This is a genomic window from Metabacillus sp. SLBN-84 (assembly GCF_053629595.1).
In genome coordinates this window covers 2,664,481-2,682,477 of the sequence record NZ_JBRJIP010000001.1, presented here as the reverse complement: position 1 = coordinate 2,682,477, position 17,997 = coordinate 2,664,481, and the positions used below count along the sequence as shown (strand labels likewise).

Below are 17,997 nucleotides of genomic sequence, written 5' to 3'. Positions count from 1 at the left end.
ATGAGCTTGATGAGAGAGATTACGGCCCAAGAACTTGAACAGAACTTCATGGAAGTAGAACCGCCACTGTCTGCCAGGGAAGCACTAGAAGAAGCAAACCGGTGCCTGTACTGCTATGATGCACCATGCATTAAAGCATGTCCGACCGGCATCGATATTCCTTCTTTTATTAAGAAAATCGCTTCAGGCAATTTGAAAGGATCAGCTAAAACCATTATGTCGGCAAATCCCGTCGGCGCAAGCTGCTCCCGTGTTTGTCCGACTGAGGAACTTTGCGAGGGAGCCTGTGTGCTGAATTCCTCCACGAAACCGATTATGATCGGCAACCTTCAGCGCTATGCAACCGACTGGGCGATTCATAATGAGCAGGTCCTGTTTCAAGCAGGGGAAAAGAACGGAAAAAATGTTGCCGTTGTAGGCGGGGGTCCTGCAGGTCTTTCAGCTGCAAGAGAACTTGCTCTGCTTGGCTATGAAGTCACCATTTTTGAATCGGAAAGTCTGGCAGGCGGCTTAAACACTTACGGAATTGTTTCATTCAGGCTGCCGCAGGCCATTTCATTTTGGGAAGTCGATCAGGTGAAAAGCCTTGACGTGAAGATCAGAACGAATACCAAAGTTGGAAGAGACATTATGCCTTCAGAGCTGCTTGAGGAGTATGATGCCGTGATTCTTGCCGCAGGAATGGCTGCTGTGCCAAAGCTTGGCATAGAAGGCGAGGATGCAGATGGTGTCTATGATGCCATTGAATTTGTCAAAGAAACAAAAACAAAAAAAACGCTTAAGCTTGCCGGGAAAAAAGCGGTCGTAATCGGTGCAGGGAACACGGCAATCGATGCTGCAACCTGCTCAGTCCGCCTTGGTGCAGAGGATGTGAGCATCCTCTACAGACGAACAAGAGCTGAAATGACAGCCTACGAGTTTGAGTATGAATTTGCCAAACAGGATGGCGTCGTCTTCAGATGGCTGACGGCTCCAAAGCGGATTATTAAAAATGAAGAAAACAAAGTGACAGGTGTTGAATGCATCAAAATGGAGCTTGCTTCAGCAAGTGAAGGAGAGCGGCCGCGTCCGGTGCCTGTTGAAGGATCTGAATTCATCATTGAAACAGATGCGGTCATCCGGGCGATCGGCCAATCAAGATATGTATCTCTCATAGAGAGTTTTGGCCTCGATCATGCAGACGGAGTCGTAAAGCTCACAGCAGGGACTTATCAGACCTCAAACGAAAAAGTATTTGCCTGCGGTGATGTTATCTTCGGAAAAGGCCAGGGTGAAGCCATGGTCGTCTCCGCTGCCCAGCAGGGGAAACTGACAGCTTATCAGATTCACAAAAAACTAATTTCAGAGGCGCTGAACCCTGCTTTGTGATTTCTTTTGTCATTAGGAACTGCCCAAGGCGGTTCCACATTTCGCATTGTCCAGTTCCACCGCCTAACTCCTCGGCCAGAACGGCTCAGCCATAAAAAGCAAACCCGGCTTTTTCTGGCTGATCCTTTTCTGTCCTTCGGAGCTGACCAAGGCGGTTCCACTTTTCGTATTGTCCAGTTCCACCGCCTAACTCCTCGGCCAGAACAAAATCCCCGTAAAAGGCAAACCCGGCCTTTTCCGGTGATTTCTTTTCTGTCTTTCGGAGCTGATCGAGGCGGTTCCACATTTCTTATAAAGGAGGATCCAAAACATGGCTGATTTAAAGATTGATCTTGCCGGGATACGGTCTCCGAATCCGTTCTGGCTTGCTTCAGCTCCGCCGACAAACTCGGGCTATCAGGTTCAGAGGGCATTTGAAGCAGGCTGGGGAGGAGCTGTATGGAAAACACTCGGTGATCCGATCCTGAATGTTTCTTCACGATTTGCAGCAGTCAGTTTTAATGGACAGCGCGTTGCAGGTTTTAACAATATTGAGCTTATTACGGACCGGCCGCTTGAAGTGAACCTGAAGGAAATTTATGAAACGAAAAAAAGGTTTCCGAATCATGCAATTATCGCTTCTTTGATGGTTGAGCCAAAACCAGGAAAAGTGGCATGAAATTGTCAAGCGTGTTGAAGATGTCGGAGTTGACGGGCTTGAATTGAATTTCGGCTGTCCTCACGGTATGGCAGAGCGCGGTATGGGCGCGGCCTCAGGACAAGTGCCTGATCTCGTTGAAAGGCAGACCTACTGGGCGAAAGAAGCTGCGAAAACGCCTGTTATCGTGAAGCTGACGCCGAATATTACCGATATCACCGTGACCGCAGAAGCTGCAGCGTCAGGCGGAGCTGATGCCATCTCGATGATCAATACGATCAACAGCCTTGCAGGAGTAGACATCGATACATGGAATACGATTCCGCATGTAGCAGGAAAAGGGGCTCACGGCGGATATTGCGGTCCTGCTGTTAAGCCAATTGCGCTGAATATGGTCGCTGAATGTGCGAGAAATCCCCGCATTAATGTACCGATATCAGGAATAGGAGGGATTTCAAACTGGAAGGACACAGTTGAATTCATGCTGATGGGAGCAACCGGCGTGCAAGTATGCACAGCTGCCATGCATCATGGCTTCCGAATTGTTGAGGACATGATTGAAGGTCTTTCAAACTACTTAGATGAAAAGGGTCTTGCGTCCGTTATGGACCTTGTCGGAAAATCGGTTGAAAGGTATTCAGACTGGGGCGAGCTTGATCTGAATTATAAAATTGCTGCAAAAATTAATGAAGACGTCTGCATTAACTGCAATAAATGCCATATTGCGTGCGAAGACACGTCCCATCAGTGCATTGATATGCTGATGACGTCTGACGGAAAACCATACTTAAAAGTAAGGGAAGAAGATTGCGTCGGCTGCAATCTCTGTTCCATCGTCTGTCCTGTTGACGGGGCTATTGACATGGTTGAACTTGCAAATGAACTGCCACCAATGACTTGGAATGAGCGGCAGTCAGCGATCGCTTCTCTTGGAACGTCCAATGCTGTGAAATAGGAAAGGGGGAGGAATTGTGAAAAAACTCATTAAAAACGGAACGATTGTGACAGCTTCGGATACCTTTCAGGGAGATATTCTCATTATCGGAGAACAGATTGCTGCAATTGGCCTCAATCTGACAGAAAACGGTGCAGAAATCATTGATGCAAACGGATGCTACATTTTCCCGGGAGGAATTGACCCTCATACACACCTTGATATGCCGTTTGGAGGAACCGTTACAAAAGATGATTTTGAAACAGGGACGACCGCAGCGGCCTTTGGAGGCACAACGACCATCATCGATTTCTGCCTGACGGAAAAAGGAAAGCCATTAAAGGACGCCATAAAGACTTGGCATAAGAAATCCAAAGACAAAGCCGTAATCGATTACAGCTTCCACTTAATGATCTCAGAAATCAATGATCATGTCCTTGATGAATTGCCTTCTGTCATTGAAGAAGAAGGAATTTCTTCCTTTAAAGTCTTTATGGCCTACAAAAATGTTTTTCAGGCAGATGATGAAACCCTTTTCCGGACACTGCTGACCGCAAAAGAGCTCGGCGGACTTGTCATGGTCCACGCAGAAAACGGGGACGTGATTGATTATTTAACAAAAAAGGCACTCCAAGAAGGCAAAACAGATCCAGTTTATCATGCTCTTACACGTCCTCCTGAAGTAGAAGGCGAAGCAACAGGAAGAGCAGCCCAGCTTACAGGTCTTGCGGGATCGCAGCTGTATGTCGTTCATGTTTCCTGTGCAGAGGCTGTAGAAAAAATAGCCGAAGCAAGGAGCAGAGGGTTTGATGTCTGGGGAGAAACATGCCCGCAATATCTTGTGCTTGATCAGTCTTATTTAGAAAAGCCTGAGTTTGAAGGCGCCAAGTACGTCTGGTCACCTCCGCTCCGCGAGAAAAAGCACCAGGATGTTCTGTGGAACGCCATGAAGACAGGCGTGCTGCAGACACTCGGTTCTGATCAGTGCTCGTTTGATTTTAATGGGCAAAAGGATCTTGGCAAGGGCGATTTTACGAAAATACCTAACGGCGGGCCGATTATTGAGGACCGTTTCAGCATTCTCTTTTCTGAAGGGGTAAGCAAAGGCAGGATCAATTTAAATCAGTTCGTTGATTTGACGAGCACCAAGGCTGCGAAGCTGTTCGGCCTGTATCCGAAAAAAGGAACCATTGCAGTTGGATCTGATGCTGATCTTGTGCTGTTTGACCCGTCAGCAGAGAGAACAATTTCTGCTTCAACCCACCACATGGCTGTGGACTATAATGCGTTTGAAGGCATGGAGGTGAAAGGAGTTCCCGTTTCCGTTCTTTCAAGAGGGGAATTTGTCGTGCGCGACAGACAATTTGCAGGCAAAACCGGCAGCGGACAATATATAAAACGGGCTAAATACGGGAAACAGCTTGGAACGGCCGGCTCTTCAAAGGTTTCAATAAAATAAGAGTGAGGCTTCTTGAAAATTTAAATGTTTCATGCGGAAGGGGACATGTATTGTGGCGAAAGGTTATTTGAAATCTCCGGATTTGCTGCCGATTCCTCATCATAAGAAAAACATCGGTTCACTTGGTTTTGGCCTGATTTGGGTAGGGATGGCTGTTGTTCTTGCTGCATTTGCCATTGGGGGTTCCGGGGTCCAGTCTCTTCCGCTTGGATGGGTCGTGGCCGCCACAATACTGGGATCCGTTGCTCTTGGTTTTATTATGACGCTTACGGGCGACATAGGTGTTGAGCACGGCTTGAGTTTTCCGGTTTATATGAGAGCGCCGTTTGGGACATTTGGGACACACATTCCTTCTATTGTGAGGGGATTTGTTGCTTCCTGCTGGTTTGGAGTGAATACGTTTTTCGGAGCAAGCGCGATGAATGCGATTCTTGCAACGTTATTTGGATTTGATAATTGGATGGTCTGCTTTTTCATCTTTGCCATTCTGCAAGTTGTCAACACGGCTCTCGGCATGAAAGCGATCGAGCGCTTTGCAGATCTTGCGGCACCCGTTATTATTCTTATTTCCGGATGGATGTATTTTACGCTGTCAGATCAGGCCCTGGCGCAGGGAAGAAGCGTCTGGTCATGGGTAGAGAGTCCGGCAGCCGGAGGTGCAGCTGTCACCGCTTTTATGGTTGTCATCATGGCGAACATGGGGTTTTGGGGAACGCTTGCGGCAGATATGCCCTCCCTTTCCAGGTTCGTAAAGGCTCCTAAAATGGAGCGTAATTGGTTTAAGCGGAACAGGAGCCAAATTGCAGGAAATCTGATCGCCTATCCCATTGTTCAAACGTTTATGGTCGTGATTGGTGCGGTTTCCTATATCGCTGTGACGAACTACGACCCGGTTGTTGCCCTGCAGCAGTCTGCAACAGGCATCGTTCTCGGCGTACTGCTCATCATGATAGTCCTTGCGCAGTGGTCGACCAATACGTCAGCCAACCTGATACCGGCTGCCACTATCTTTTCAAATGTTGGCGGTCCGAAAGTGCCTTTCTGGGCGGGAGTTGCCGTTGCAGGCCTAATTGGAATTGTCGTGCAGCCTTGGAGCCTGTTTGGTATCATAATTGAAATTCTGCTCGTCGTCGGGGGCATTCTTTCCGCCATCTGCGGCATTTTAATTTCAGACTACTATCTTCTCAGAAAGCGAAGAGTGAATGTAAAGGACCTCTACGAAACAGAAGGACAGTACAAATACTATAAAGGCATTAATGCAGCGGGCTATATAGCATGGATAGCCGGGGGAGCGGCTGCTGTCATATTTAAAGACTACTCATTTATCATTGGTTTTGCAGCCGGTGGGGCAAGCTACTATTTTCTTGCAAAATACTGGTGGTTTAAAAAATATGCACAGGCTGAAATCACTGACCCGGATGATTCAAAATACCTCGGTATCACCGCAGGAAACGACTGGATCATTGATCTTGAAGAAGAATATGAGCCGAACATAGCAATCTCGCCTGCTCCAACAGAACACATATAATAGGAGGAGAAAGATGTCAGATTACCAGGAGTATCTTGCTGAACGGGACAAAATCGATTACTATCTCGGAAAAGGGTGGAAGATATCTTCCGTTACAGAAAACCTCAGCGGAGCATTCCTTGTCTTCAAAGATCAGGATGATTCTGAAGCGGAAATGCAAGTGAAAACGGCTGATGGCAGAAAATACTTTTCGGCCATGCTTATTGCACAAGCTAAAAATTGACATTGTTCGACGCGGATAGGGCAGATTTTGTCCTATCTTTTTTGTGAGAAAAGCTGACAAACGTATAGTGTTCACCCTGTGCCTCTTTTATAATATAAGGAAGAGACATCAAAAAAGGGGTGTGCGGATGAAATCATACATAACGATTGATGAGATTTTAAATCGAAAGCATTTTTCCCGGACTGAAGTCATTGCAGGAGCAAATGGCCTGCGGCGGCAGTTAAAATGGGTGCATATTGTCGAATCGATTCAAATCAGCAATCTCTTAAATGGTCATGAACTGATTCTGACTACCGGTCTTGGTTTCAAGGATCATCCCGGACAACTTGTTTCTTTTCTTCAGCAGTTAATCGACAGGCAGGCTGCCGGACTGTGCATTGAGCTCGGCACTCATATCCATACCATACCTGAAGATGTTATTGAACTTGCTGATTCCCGCCATTTTCCCATCATTCTGTTTCATCACGAAGTGCCTTTTGTTGAAATTACACAAGATGTGCATTCCCTCATCATCAATAAACAATATCAACTATTATCTGAACTTGAAACCTATTCTCAGCAGCTGAATAAAATGCTTCTTGAAATTGAAGATTACAAACAAATCCTCAAATTTATGCAATCTTATCTGGAGGTACAGGTGGCGGCTGTTCTTGGAGGGAATAAAACCGACTTTTTCCCGGAACCTGACATCAGCGAAAAGGAAGCATTGCTATTTTCATTAAGAAGTGAGGAAAAGAAAGCATGGGCGGCAAGACAGCCCGTCCAAATTCTCGGCGAAACATATGCAGAATTGCATATATGGACCGAGTGCAGAGAACTGAACGAATTTGACCTTCTTGTACTGGACCGAACGGCAAATGCATTTGCCCAGCATTTGCTCAGGGACCTTTATGTAAAAGAGAAAAAAATGGCTGAAGAAAGCGAGTGGCTGACCAACTGGCTTGAGGGAGAATATACCGATGAAGTGATCAAAGAGCAGCTTGCTTTTCAAGATCCTATGCTGAGGCTTAACGGAGGCGCGGTGTGCATCTGCAAATTATCCCCTGATGCCGCAGGCCAGACCCAAAATGCAGACAGCACTTACTTTAAGTTATTATTCAGAACCGTTTTTGAACAATTCGGCTTTCACTTGTTTACCGTAGAAGTCCGCCATCACCTGATTTTCATTGCAGGAAACAAACGGAACAAGCAGGACTGGAAAGACCGCATGAGCGGAGCGATTTCCAGAATATATTCAGGAAGCGGAACAGAGAGGCAGAGAGCCTCCTCCCTCACTATCGGTGTGGGAAAATTCGCGGACAGACTGGGGAATATACCGTACAGCTATCAGACGGCCAAAGAAACTCTCGCCCTGCAGGACTCACTCTCAGCAGAAGGAAAAAGCTGCTTTTATCAGGATCTTCATATGTACAGAATGATGTCTCTCTTAAAAAAACACGGTGACCTTGAAGAGACAATCAATGAATACCTCGGTCCTGTTCTTGAATACGACCGCAAGTACAACGGTGATATGCTGATTACGCTGAAAACCTATCTTGCCTGCAGCGGGTCGAAGCAGGAAACCTCCAAAAAGCTCTTTATTGTCAGGCAGACCCTGTACCACCGCATCGAAAAACTTGAGCTGCTGCTTGGGGAGAACTTCATGAATTCAGACAAACGCCTTGCCCTTGAGTTTATGCTCATGGCCTATGATTTTATCAGGAACACAGAAGGGACCATTCCGCTGCAGCATAAAATTGAATAATAGATTAGGAGCACTTCTAAGTGGAGGTGCTCTTTTTTGCTGTGCGGGAGGGGAAATTGCATCCAGTAAAACTGAAAATCGGTTTTGGGGGGCGAGATAGCTGCTGGACCTTCCCCTCTAAAACCGTAAATCGTACCCTCGGAAACCGAGAAACGATGTGGGAGGGTAAGCAAACGCGTGAATCGTACCCTATCAAACTGAAAATCGATAACGGAGGGTAAGCAAACGTTGGAATCGTACCCTCTTAAACTGAAAATCGATAACGGAGGGTAAGCAAACGTTGGAATCGTACCCTGTCAAACTGAAAATCGATAACGGAGGGTAAGCAAACGTTGGAATCGTACCCTGTCAAACTGAAAATCGATATCGGAGGGTAAGCAAGCGTTGGAATCGTACCCTGTCAAACTGAAAATCAATATTGGAGGGTAAGCAAGCGTTGGAATCGTGCCCTCTTAAATTGAAAATCGAAATCGGAGGGTAAGCAAAAGCCTGAATCGTACCCTCTCAAACTGAAAATCGAAATCGGAGGGTAAGCAAACGTCCGAACCGTACCCTGTCAAATCGAAAATCGATATCGGAGGGTAAGCAAAAGATCGAATCGTACCCTGTCAAACTGAAAATCAATTTCGGAGGGTAAGCAAAAGCCTGAATCGTACCCTCTCAAACTGATAATCGATATCGGAGGGTAAGCAAATGACTGAATCGTACCCTCGGAAACCGAGAAACGATGTGGGAGGGTAAGCAAAAGCGTGAATCGTACCCTCGGAAACCGAGAAACGATGTGGGAGGGTAAGCAAACGTTGGAATCGTACCCTCTCAAACTGATAATCGATATCGGAGGGTAAGCAAATGACTGAATCGTACCCTGTCAAACTGCAAATCGATATCGGAGGGTAAGCAAAAGCCTGAATCGTACCCTCTCAAACTGAAAATCGATAACGGAGGGTAAGCAAAAGCCTGAATCGTACCCTCTCAAACTGCAAATCGATATCGGAGGGTAAGCAAAAGCCTGAATCGTACCCTGTCAAACTGAAAATCGATTTCGGAGGGTAAGCAAAAGCCTGAATCCTACCCTCTCAAACCGAGAATCGATATCGGAGGGTAAGCAAACGATCGATTCCAGTGATTTCTTATCTGACTGCTAGGCCTGAACAGTCGGCTCCGCTTTTCTTGTCACTATGTAGCATTCTTCCTTTCTTTTGTTTTACAGTGTGTCTAATGAACATGGTGGTGTTGTGGGGGATAATGAATTTATAGAATTTTCAGTAATCAGGAGGGATGAGAATGACAGTTGCTAATGAGGCAGCGGTTATAAAGAATTTTATTAACGGGAAATGGGTGAGTGCTGCTGGAAGTGAGATGCAGGATGTCATCAATCCTGCGACGGGAAAGAAAATAGCATCGGTGCCGATTTCAACTGAAGAGGATGTGCATGCAGCTGCAATGGCAGCGGCAGAAGCTTTTAAAACCTGGAAGCGTGTGCCTGTTCCAAAGCGGGCCAGAATTCTTTTTGCCTATCATCACTTATTGTCCCAAAACCATGAGGAGCTTGCGAAACTGATTGTTTCAGAGAATGGCAAGGCTTATAAAGAAGCCTACGGGGAAGTCCAAAGGGGAATCGAGTGTGTGGAGTTTGCGGCTGGGGCTCCAAGTCTGATGATGGGCGAGTCGCTTTCCGGAATTGCTGAAGAGATGGACTCTGAAATGTTCCGTTACCCGCTCGGGGCAGTAGGCGGCATTACGCCTTTTAACTTTCCGATGATGGTGCCGCTTTGGATGTTCCCTCTTGCAGTAGCATGCGGAAATACTTTTGTGCTGAAGCCTTCTGAACGAACTCCGCTCCTGTCAAACAGACTTGCGGAGATGTTTACGGAAGCTGGGGCTCCGGCCGGTGTGCTGAACGTTGTTCACGGAAGCCGCGATGTGGTTAACGGCCTGCTCGGGCATCCGGAAATAAAAGCGATTTCATTTGTCGGCTCACAGCCGGTCGCCAAATATGTCTATGAAAAAGCTGCTGCTAACGGAAAGCGCGTGCAGGCGTTATCGGGAGCAAAAAATCATCATGTCGTCATGCCGGACGCTGACTTTGAAAAAGCAGCCCAGCATATTGTCAGTTCGGCATTCGGCAGCGCGGGCCAGCGGTGTATGGCATGCAGTGCAGTTGTCACGGTCGGAGACGGAACCGAGTTCATGAAGATCCTTAAGCGAAAAGCGGATGAACTTGTGATGGGGAATGGCCTGGATGATGAGGTTTTACTTACACCGGTTATCAGGGATTCCCATTTGAAGAAAGTGATAGGCTATATTGAGAAGGGGATGGAAGAAGGAGCGGCTCTTGTCAGAGACGGACGGAGAGATATGGAAGCCAACAACGAAGGCTATTTCCTCGGAGCGACCATTTTTGACGAAGTCACCCCGGACATGACCCTTGCAAAAGAAGAAATCTTTGCGCCGGTACTCAGTGTTCTGAGAGCATCAGACCTTGACGTGGCTCTTGAATATATCCGCAAATCCCGTTATGGAAACGGGGCAACCATTTATACGAAGGATGCGCAGGCTATCCGCACATTCAGAGAAGAAGCGGATGCCGGAATGCTCGGCATCAATGTAGGCGTGCCTGCGACGATGGCCTTCTTCCCGTTTTCAGGATGGAAGGATTCTTTTTACGGTGATCTACATGTTAACGGAAAAGACGGCGTAAACTTCTATACGCGGAAAAAAATGATTACATCCCGATTTGATTTTTAACAGACAGGGAGGATGAGTATGCAAAAGAGTACAGATGTAAAAGATGCCCTGCAAAAAGACGAAGCGCATCTGTGGCATTCCATGAAGCCGTTCAATCCAGAGGCAACCATAATCGCGAAAGAAGCTAAGGGAGCATGGGTGACAGATGCCGGCGGCAAGAGGTATCTTGATGCCATGGCTGGATTATGGTGCGTCAATGCTGGCTACGGGAGAACAGAGCTTGCAGAAGCAGCCTATGAACAGCTGAAAAAGCTTGCATATTTTCCGCTGACACAGAGTCATCTGCCTGCCATTGAGCTTTCGGAGAAGCTGAATGACATGCTTGGCGGGGATTATGTCATCTTTTTCTCAAACAGCGGATCTGAGGCGAATGAAACGGCGTTTAAAATAGCCCGCCAATACCATCAGCAGACAGGAAGCAATGAGCGGTACAAGATTATTTCACGGTACAGAGCCTATCACGGCAACACTCTTGGTTCACTGGCTGCAACCGGCCAGGCGCAGAGGAAGTACAAATATGAACCTCTCGCTCCGGGCTTTATCCATGTAGCACCGCCCGATCAGTACCGTTTTCCTGAAGAAGAAGGTGCAAAGCCTGCTGAGCTCAAATCGGTTCAGGCGATTGATCAGGCCATGACTTGGGAGCTCAGCGAGACAGTCGCTGCGGTTATTATGGAACCGATCATTACCGGAGGCGGCATTCTGATGCCTCCTGAGCAGTACATGCAGGGTGTTAAAGAATCGTGCGAGAAGCACGGCGCACTCCTGATTGTGGATGAAGTCATCTGCGGATTCGGCCGGACCGGGAAAGCATTCGGCTTTATGAACTACGGAGTAAAGCCGGATATCATCACCATGGCAAAGGGAATTACAAGCGCCTATCTTCCTCTGTCTGCAACGGCTGTGAAAAAAGAAATCTATGAAGCCTTTAAAGGGACGGAGGAATACGATTATTTCCGCCATGTAAATACCTTTGGAGGAAATCCGGCAGCATGTGCCCTTGCCCTTAAAAACATTGAAATCTTTGAAAAAGAGAATTTGTTTGAGCGCTCAGCAGAGCTTGGCGCAAAAATAAGATCGGAACTCACCTCAAGGCTGCAGAAAAATCCTCTGGTCGGCAATGTGAGAGGGAAGGGTCTTCTTATTGGAGTCGAGCTTGTCGAAAGCAAAGAAACAAAAGCCCCGTTAAATGCCGGTCTTGTCAATAAAGTCATGGCTGCATGCAAGGAAAAAGGGCTGCTGATCGGAAAGAACGGGGCTACAGTGGCAGGCTATAACAACGTGCTGGCCATCTCACCGCCTCTGAATATCGAGGAAGAGGATGCAGCATTTATTGTAGAAACGCTGATTTCAGAATTGAATACAATCGCGGACCTGTCTTAAATACCTCGAGCAGTGCAGAGAAATCTGTGCTGTCTTTTTATTTTGCAGTGCTTAACAAAACATGAAAAAAAGAGTAAGATTTTAGGTATCAAAAATCAGAAGGAGCGACAACTATGAGAACGGAAAAAGAGATCATGCTGGCAGGAGAAATGTACGACCCTCAAGACAAAACGCTCGTAGAGGAGCGAATAAGAGCAAGGAAACTTGTCCGTCATTTTAACGAAACAACTGAAACAGACCCTGAACGTGTCAGCCTTCTGAAAGAGCTTTTAGGTTCAACTGGCGACCATGTCTACATAGAGCCGACCTTCCGCTGTGATTACGGCTCGAATATCCATGTCGGCGAAAACTTTTTTGCTAATTTTGACTGTGTCATTCTGGATGTATGCGAAGTAAGATTCGGAGACAACTGCATGCTTGCACCTGGTGTTCACATCTATACGGCAACTCATCCCTTAAACGCGAAAGAACGTAACAGCGGCAGAGAGTTCGGTAAGCCGGTTACCTTTGGAAACAATGTATGGATCGGAGGAGCTGCTGTTATCAATCCTGGCGTAACGATTGGCGACAATGCTGTGATTGCTTCCGGTGCGGTCGTGACAAAGGACGTGCCTCCAAACACAGTTGTCGGAGGAAATCCGGCAAAGGTTTTAAAAGTAATTGAAAATAACTGACACCAAAAGCTGAAATCGACCACGATTTCAGCTTTCATTATGTAATGAATGAGGAACTTTCCGGATGTTCCTATTCATCCCGCCTTTTTCGAATGGTTGTCTTCGGCCCTGCTTCCCCGGATTGTTCAAACAGTCTGTTTGTTTTTTCAGAAATCTTATCCGAAAGTTTCGATTGATACGTTGTGCCGATGTTCAGCTGGCCGCTTAATTCGTTGATGCCAAGCTGCCCAAAGTTGCTGCTGAGATCGGCCTGATCGATGTTCAGGTTTTCAATGGTTACGTTCTCGATAATGATCGAACGGGATTCATTCTTCCAAACATCTTTCACCTGTTCTTTAGCCAAATGCTTAACAAGAATGCCGATTTCGTTTTCAAGAGATTCAATTTTTTTCACCAGCTGATCCCGTTCAATCATTGTCTGATCTGTAAGGTCTGCCAGCAGTTTTCTTTTTAAGTAGGAAAATAGCATAGTATCACACACTTAAGTTAGATTGTTGTGACCTTCTATTGGCTGAATGGGTTCCGCTCTCGAAACAGGATAGGCAGCATAAACAAGACCATGATCAAAGTGGAGGCTGATTTGACTGGCGTGAGCAGGTTCAGGAAGCCGGATGACCCACTCGAAATCCCCGTAGGCCCGATGTTTTTCAACTTCCATCTCCTGGGGGTACAAGGCCCTTTTATGACCTTTTACTATTAAATCGATATTGGATTTAAGCGCAAATGTGACATCATCCCGTCCAACCCCGGGGAGCTCAATGACTGCACATACATGTGTATCGCTTTTATATAGGTCATAAAGAGGCTTATGGTTTTCCTCAAAAAGCCGCTCAGGCTTTTGCTGATCAAAAATATTCTGCCAGAAATCATTCTTCTGATTGGCATTCGTAAATTCCAGCCATTTTTGAACCTTGTGAATATCCATAGAGCTCCTCCTTTAATCCCATTTTTATATCTGACTGACAACCGGCATCGACGGATTCGCGATTTGATCCTGATCGCTTACGTCCGGATCAATTGTACATGTGTTCATTTGTGAAAAAGTTGGAGAAAAATTGCCGAGGGAAAAATTAACGCCAAAGAATTTGCTGTTTGCGGTATGACTGTTATGGACAGTAGGACCCAAGTCAACATTCCCGTTCTGGGTAACACCGTTGACCTGAAAGTTAAACACATTTATCTGAAAGGGCATATCTTTAACTCCTTACTTTTTAGTAATCGGAACATATACCTCAGGAGGTAAATCCATATTTGAACCAGGACCAGCCATTGCGGGCACCGGAAATGGAAACCCGTTTACCGGCGGATTTGGAATGGGAACAGGAACCTGCGCCGGAACACCTATACTGATAGGATCAGAGTTGGCAATATCGGTTTGATCATTGACATCCGGATCAATATAAACGTTTTCCATCAATGCCTCTGCAGGGGAGGTGTCACCGTAAGAAGAGTTAAGTCCCTGAGATTTATTGTTGGATGTATGACTGTTGTGAATCGCTTCCCCAATTGTTACGGATCCGTTGCCTGAAATACTGTTTACCTTTAAGCAGTAGAGATTAACAACTGTAGGCATTGCTTCACCTTCTATTCATCTTTACGTTATCCATATGCAGAAAAGGGCTCATCGGTTCTTGCCCGGAAAAATAAGAAACGGGAAGAGTCATTCTTCCCGTTTTCAATAATAGCCGTAATAAGGATATCCGTATCCATAATAATATGGATTGTACAGCGAGCTCAGCGCGAGTCCTCCGAGAAGTCCGCCAAAGAACGGAAAACCAAATCCAAACGGATAAAATCCAAACGGTCTGCCATAATCCAAACCCAAATGGACGTCCGAAGCCAAACCCGAACCCCGGTCTGCCAAATCCAAATCCCGGTCTCCCGAAACCAAACCCCGGTCTTCCAAACCCAAATCCCGGCCTTCCAAAACCGCCAAATCCAAACGGTCTTCTGACATCATTCATATCAAGCAGTTCCTGCTGATTTTCCATTTTAACATCTCCTTGAACAGGGATAAGCATTTCATTGATGCCTGCACAAAAAAAGTATATGCAGGGAAAAGCTTTGCCGGGTGGGCGTCTTTGGAGAAAAATCGTTCGTACCGAAGTCATGCAAAATGCTTTAAAAAAGCTTACAGGTAATGGTACGATAGTCAAGGTGAATTTTTATAAAGGAGTCCTGCATATGAAAATTGAGCTTGCGGCATATGATCCGGCTTGGAAAACACTGTTCCAGCAGCAAAAAAGAAAGCTTGAAAAATGCTTTAAAAATGCGGAATTTAAAATTGAGCATATCGGAAGCACGTCTGTCGAAGGTCTGTCTGCCAAGCCGATAATCGATATTCTGATCGGCGTCCCTGGTGAAAAGGACTTGCCCGATGTGGTTTCAGCTCTTGCAGGAGAGCCATACATATACAAGAAAGTTTACGATCAGGCACTGCCCTTCAGGCGGTTTTTTATTGGGGTAAAAGAGGATGTGCTTGACCTCTATCCAAATCCTGTTGAAGATGAGGGTCTGACGGTTGCCAGGGAGCACAGAACCGCTCATATTCATGCTGTGCCGGTTACGCATCAGTGGTGGGAGGATCATCTTTTGTTCCGTGATCATCTTCGGGCCAGTCCCGATGACCTCAAATACTATGAAGAAACAAAAAGAGCCCTCTCTGAAAAAGAGTGGGAAAGCGGCAATGACTATGCATCTGCAAAATCAGATTGTGTCATGCACATACTAAACAAAGCAAAACAGCTGAAAACAAATCAAGAGGAAGTGTCGGAATGAGTTTATTAGCCATATATGGAAGCAGCCGGGAGAACGGCAATTCAGAAAAATTGGCAGATTGGGTGTTAGAGGGAACAGAGCATACGGCTATCCATCTCCGTAAAAAAACCATCCTGCCGATTGCTGATAAGCGGCATGAGGAAGGGGGCTTTCAGCCGGTTGAAGATGATTTTGATTCTGTCATTGACGCCTTTCTGAAGGCGGACACGGTTGTCTTTTCAACCCCGCTGTACTGGTACGGAATGTCTGGTTCAATGAAGGACTTTTTCGACCGGTGGTCACAGGCATTACGGGATGAAAAATTATCTTTTAAAGAAACAGTTAAAGGGAAAAAAGCCTATGTAGTCATTGCTGGCGGAGACTCCCCTAGAATAAAGGCATTGCCGCTGATCCAGCAGTTTCAGTATATCTTTGATTTCGTCGGCATGGAATTTTGCGGCTACATTATTGGGGAAGCCAATGCGCCCGGAGATATGGAAAAAGACAAAAAAGCAGCTGCAGAAGCAAAAGTCATGAACGCGCAGATTAAGCATATGAATAGGTAATGTTCAGAAAACATGGATGAGTTCATCCATGTTTTTTTCATGTAAGACCATGGATGGAGGCGTTTCATGATAAAGTTTTAAACCTGTTTCATTAATTAGCATTAATTTTTTAAAAATTGAGTAAAATGACTAGAAATATATTTCGAAACCCGATATATTAAGTAATACGTTGTAAATTTAAACAGTTGAGGAAACGGTTGAGGCCGGAGGAGGGATAAGAAGTGGAAACATTTAAGAAGCTTAAGGCCTTCTATATGCCTTACAAAAATGATTTTTTATGGTCAATGGCTTTTTTGCTCATTATGACGGGGATTACTGTTGTGTATCCAATGGTGCTTCAGTTTACGATTGATGATGTGGTGCTGAAAGAGCAATTTTCGCTTGTGCCGTGGATTGCCCTGGGCTTTGTCGGAATTATGGTGGTTAAAGGAGTTGCGACATACTTTCATCAGTATCTTGGCGACATGTTCGGCATCAAATCTGTTTACAGATTGAGAAATGAACTATATGAAAAACTGCAGAGGCTTCCGTTCCGCTACTATGATAATGCGAAAACAGGCGACTTGATGTCACGGCTGACAGCAGATGTAGAAGGCTTCCGGTTTTTTCTTTCATTCGGGATTGCTGAACTTATCCGCTTCATTATTCTTATTGCCATCAGTCTGTGCGTCATGTTCTATTACTCTGTGCCGCTCACTTTTGTTACAATTGCGGCTCTTCCGTTTCTTGCCGTAGCGGTCTACCGTTTTGACAAGAGGGTTCATCCGGCATTCAGAAGCATCAGAAAATCGTTTGGAAAGCTGAACACAAACGTGCAGGAAAACATCAGCGGCATTCATACTGTAAAATCATTATCCAGAGAAGATTTTGAAATTTCAAAGTTTAATTCCTCCAACAATGAATACAGACAAAAATATTTGGATACTTCTGATGTCTGGGCAAAGTACTTTCCGCTGATGGAGTTTATCGGCAACATCTCAGTTGTTGCTCTATTGGGCTTTGGAGGATATATGGTCATAAACGAAAGTCTTCAGCCCGGGGAACTTGTAGCCTTTTACAGTCTCGTCTGGTACATCATGTGGCCGATTATGAACCTTGGATTTGTCATTAACTTATTTTCCCAGTCAAAGGCATCCGGGGAAAGGCTGCTCGAAATTCTGGAAGCAGATGAAGAAATTACGGACAGGGATGAACAGCTTTCCAGAGAAAAGCTGTCAGGGCATGTCACCTTTAAGAATGTCTCCTTATCATACAATGATCAAGATGTTCCTGCCCTTACAAATGTGTCATTTGATGCGCCTCCAGGGAAAACAATCGGGCTGATAGGCGCCACAGGTTCAGGAAAGACGACGGTCACCCAGCTGATGACACGTTTTTACGAAGCCACTTCAGGACAAATCCTTTTGGACGGCAAAGATATAAAAGATCATACAATTAAAACACTGCGGGGCAGTATTGGAGTTGTCCTCCAGGAATCATTCCTTTTTTCTACGACAATCAAGTCTAATATTGCTTACGGGAAACCAAATGCCACGATGGATGAGATTGTAAATGCGGCAAAACGGGCCCAGGCGCATGATTTTATTATGGAGCTTCCTGAAGGCTACGACACGATGCTCGGTGAGCGGGGAATGGGACTTTCAGGCGGTCAAAAACAGCGGATTTCGATAGCGCGGGCTATATGTGTTGATCCGAGCATTCTGATTCTGGATGACTCAACGAGTGCTGTTGACATGGAAACAGAATTCCGGATTCAAAAGGATTTAAAAATGGTGATGAAGGACCGTACAACGATCATCATTGCCCACCGCATTTCTTCATTAAAACATGCAGATGAAATTATTGTCCTTGAAGACGGCGGGGTCGCAGAGAGAGGGACGCATGAACAGCTGCTTCAGGCTGAAGGCCCATACAGACGAATCTATGATATCCAGTACAAAGATCAGCAAGCCGTAGTTCAGTCAAACGCAGGGTAG

At 45.9% G+C, this 17,997-nt stretch carries 14 protein-coding genes and 3 pseudogenes; 12 read left to right on the top strand and 5 right to left on the bottom strand.

What is annotated here, in order from left to right; all coding sequences use genetic code 11:
* Nucleotides 1–9 precede the first annotated feature (9 nt).
* From RKD52_RS13690 to RKD52_RS13650, 9 genes and pseudogenes are all read left to right on the top strand, one after another.
* Nucleotides 10–1,368 (top strand): NAD(P)-dependent oxidoreductase, encoded by a 1,359-nt coding sequence (locus RKD52_RS13690; RefSeq protein ID WP_454101226.1) that lies wholly within the window; start codon nucleotides 10–12, stop codon nucleotides 1,366–1,368.
* 310 nt (nucleotides 1,369–1,678) lie between these two features.
* Nucleotides 1,679–2,960, top strand: a pseudogene (gene preA, locus RKD52_RS13685) (NAD-dependent dihydropyrimidine dehydrogenase subunit PreA).
* Between the two features lie 16 nt (nucleotides 2,961–2,976).
* Nucleotides 2,977–4,398 (top strand): dihydropyrimidinase, encoded by a 1,422-nt coding sequence (hydA, locus tag RKD52_RS13680; RefSeq protein WP_454100121.1) that lies wholly within the window; start codon nucleotides 2,977–2,979, stop codon nucleotides 4,396–4,398.
* Between the two features lie 52 nt (nucleotides 4,399–4,450).
* Nucleotides 4,451–5,926: an NCS1 family transporter gene (locus RKD52_RS13675; protein WP_454100120.1), complete on the top strand. Its 1,476-nt coding sequence runs from the start codon at nucleotides 4,451–4,453 to the stop codon at nucleotides 5,924–5,926.
* Nucleotides 5,927–5,939: 13 nt separating this feature from the next.
* Nucleotides 5,940–6,149 (top strand): hypothetical protein, encoded by a 210-nt coding sequence (locus RKD52_RS13670; protein ID WP_369732857.1) that lies wholly within the window; start codon nucleotides 5,940–5,942, stop codon nucleotides 6,147–6,149.
* Nucleotides 6,150–6,276: 127 nt separating this feature from the next.
* The gene (locus RKD52_RS13665; RefSeq protein ID WP_454100119.1) at nucleotides 6,277–7,893 is read left to right on the top strand and encodes a PucR family transcriptional regulator; all 1,617 of its coding nucleotides are present in this window, start codon (nucleotides 6,277–6,279) and stop codon (nucleotides 7,891–7,893) included.
* 1,284 nt (nucleotides 7,894–9,177) lie between these two features.
* Entirely contained in the window at nucleotides 9,178–10,641 is a 1,464-nt protein-coding gene (locus tag RKD52_RS13660; RefSeq protein ID WP_454100118.1) for a CoA-acylating methylmalonate-semialdehyde dehydrogenase, read from the top strand.
* Nucleotides 10,642–10,659: 18 nt separating this feature from the next.
* Nucleotides 10,660–12,024 carry an aminotransferase gene (locus RKD52_RS13655; protein ID WP_454100117.1) on the top strand — a complete coding sequence of 455 codons (1,365 nt, stop codon included), beginning with the start codon at nucleotides 10,660–10,662 and terminating at the stop codon, nucleotides 12,022–12,024.
* Nucleotides 12,025–12,137: 113 nt separating this feature from the next.
* Nucleotides 12,138–12,698, top strand: coding sequence for a maltose acetyltransferase domain-containing protein (locus RKD52_RS13650; protein ID WP_454100116.1), 561 nt, complete (start codon nucleotides 12,138–12,140; stop codon nucleotides 12,696–12,698).
* A 70-nt stretch (nucleotides 12,699–12,768) separates the two neighbouring features.
* On the opposite strand, the gene RKD52_RS13645 is transcribed toward RKD52_RS13650, so the two are convergent.
* The 5 genes and pseudogenes from RKD52_RS13645 to RKD52_RS13625 all read right to left on the bottom strand — a co-directional run bounded on the left by RKD52_RS13645 (nucleotide 12,769) and on the right by RKD52_RS13625 (nucleotide 14,662).
* Nucleotides 12,769–13,167, bottom strand: a complete 399-nt coding sequence (locus RKD52_RS13645; protein ID WP_454100115.1) for a hypothetical protein — start codon at nucleotides 13,165–13,167, stop codon at nucleotides 12,769–12,771.
* Nucleotides 13,168–13,179: 12 nt separating this feature from the next.
* Nucleotides 13,180–13,623, bottom strand: a complete 444-nt coding sequence (locus tag RKD52_RS13640) for an Hsp20/alpha crystallin family protein (RefSeq protein ID WP_454100114.1) — start codon at nucleotides 13,621–13,623, stop codon at nucleotides 13,180–13,182.
* Between the two features lie 24 nt (nucleotides 13,624–13,647).
* On the bottom strand, nucleotides 13,648–13,890 hold the full coding sequence (locus RKD52_RS13635) for a spore germination protein (RefSeq protein ID WP_029285275.1): 243 nt from the start codon (nucleotides 13,888–13,890) through the stop codon (nucleotides 13,648–13,650).
* Between the two features lie 120 nt (nucleotides 13,891–14,010).
* Nucleotides 14,011–14,271: pseudogene (locus tag RKD52_RS13630) on the bottom strand (spore germination protein); the annotation flags it as partial.
* Nucleotides 14,272–14,373: 102 nt separating this feature from the next.
* Nucleotides 14,374–14,662 (bottom strand): annotated as a pseudogene (locus RKD52_RS13625) (hypothetical protein).
* A 220-nt stretch (nucleotides 14,663–14,882) separates the two neighbouring features.
* Between RKD52_RS13625 and RKD52_RS13620 the strand changes: the two are divergent.
* The 3 genes from RKD52_RS13620 (at nucleotide 14,883) to RKD52_RS13610 (ending at nucleotide 17,997) form a co-directional block, all read left to right on the top strand.
* On the top strand, nucleotides 14,883–15,476 hold the full coding sequence (locus RKD52_RS13620; RefSeq protein WP_454100113.1) for a GrpB family protein: 594 nt from the start codon (nucleotides 14,883–14,885) through the stop codon (nucleotides 15,474–15,476).
* Nucleotides 15,473–16,021, top strand: coding sequence for a flavodoxin family protein (locus tag RKD52_RS13615; protein WP_454100112.1), 549 nt, complete (start codon nucleotides 15,473–15,475; stop codon nucleotides 16,019–16,021). The genes RKD52_RS13620 and RKD52_RS13615 overlap by 4 nt, the downstream gene beginning before the upstream one ends.
* Nucleotides 16,022–16,242: 221 nt before the next feature.
* Nucleotides 16,243–17,997, top strand: coding sequence for an ABC transporter ATP-binding protein (locus RKD52_RS13610; RefSeq protein ID WP_454100111.1), 1,755 nt, complete (start codon nucleotides 16,243–16,245; stop codon nucleotides 17,995–17,997).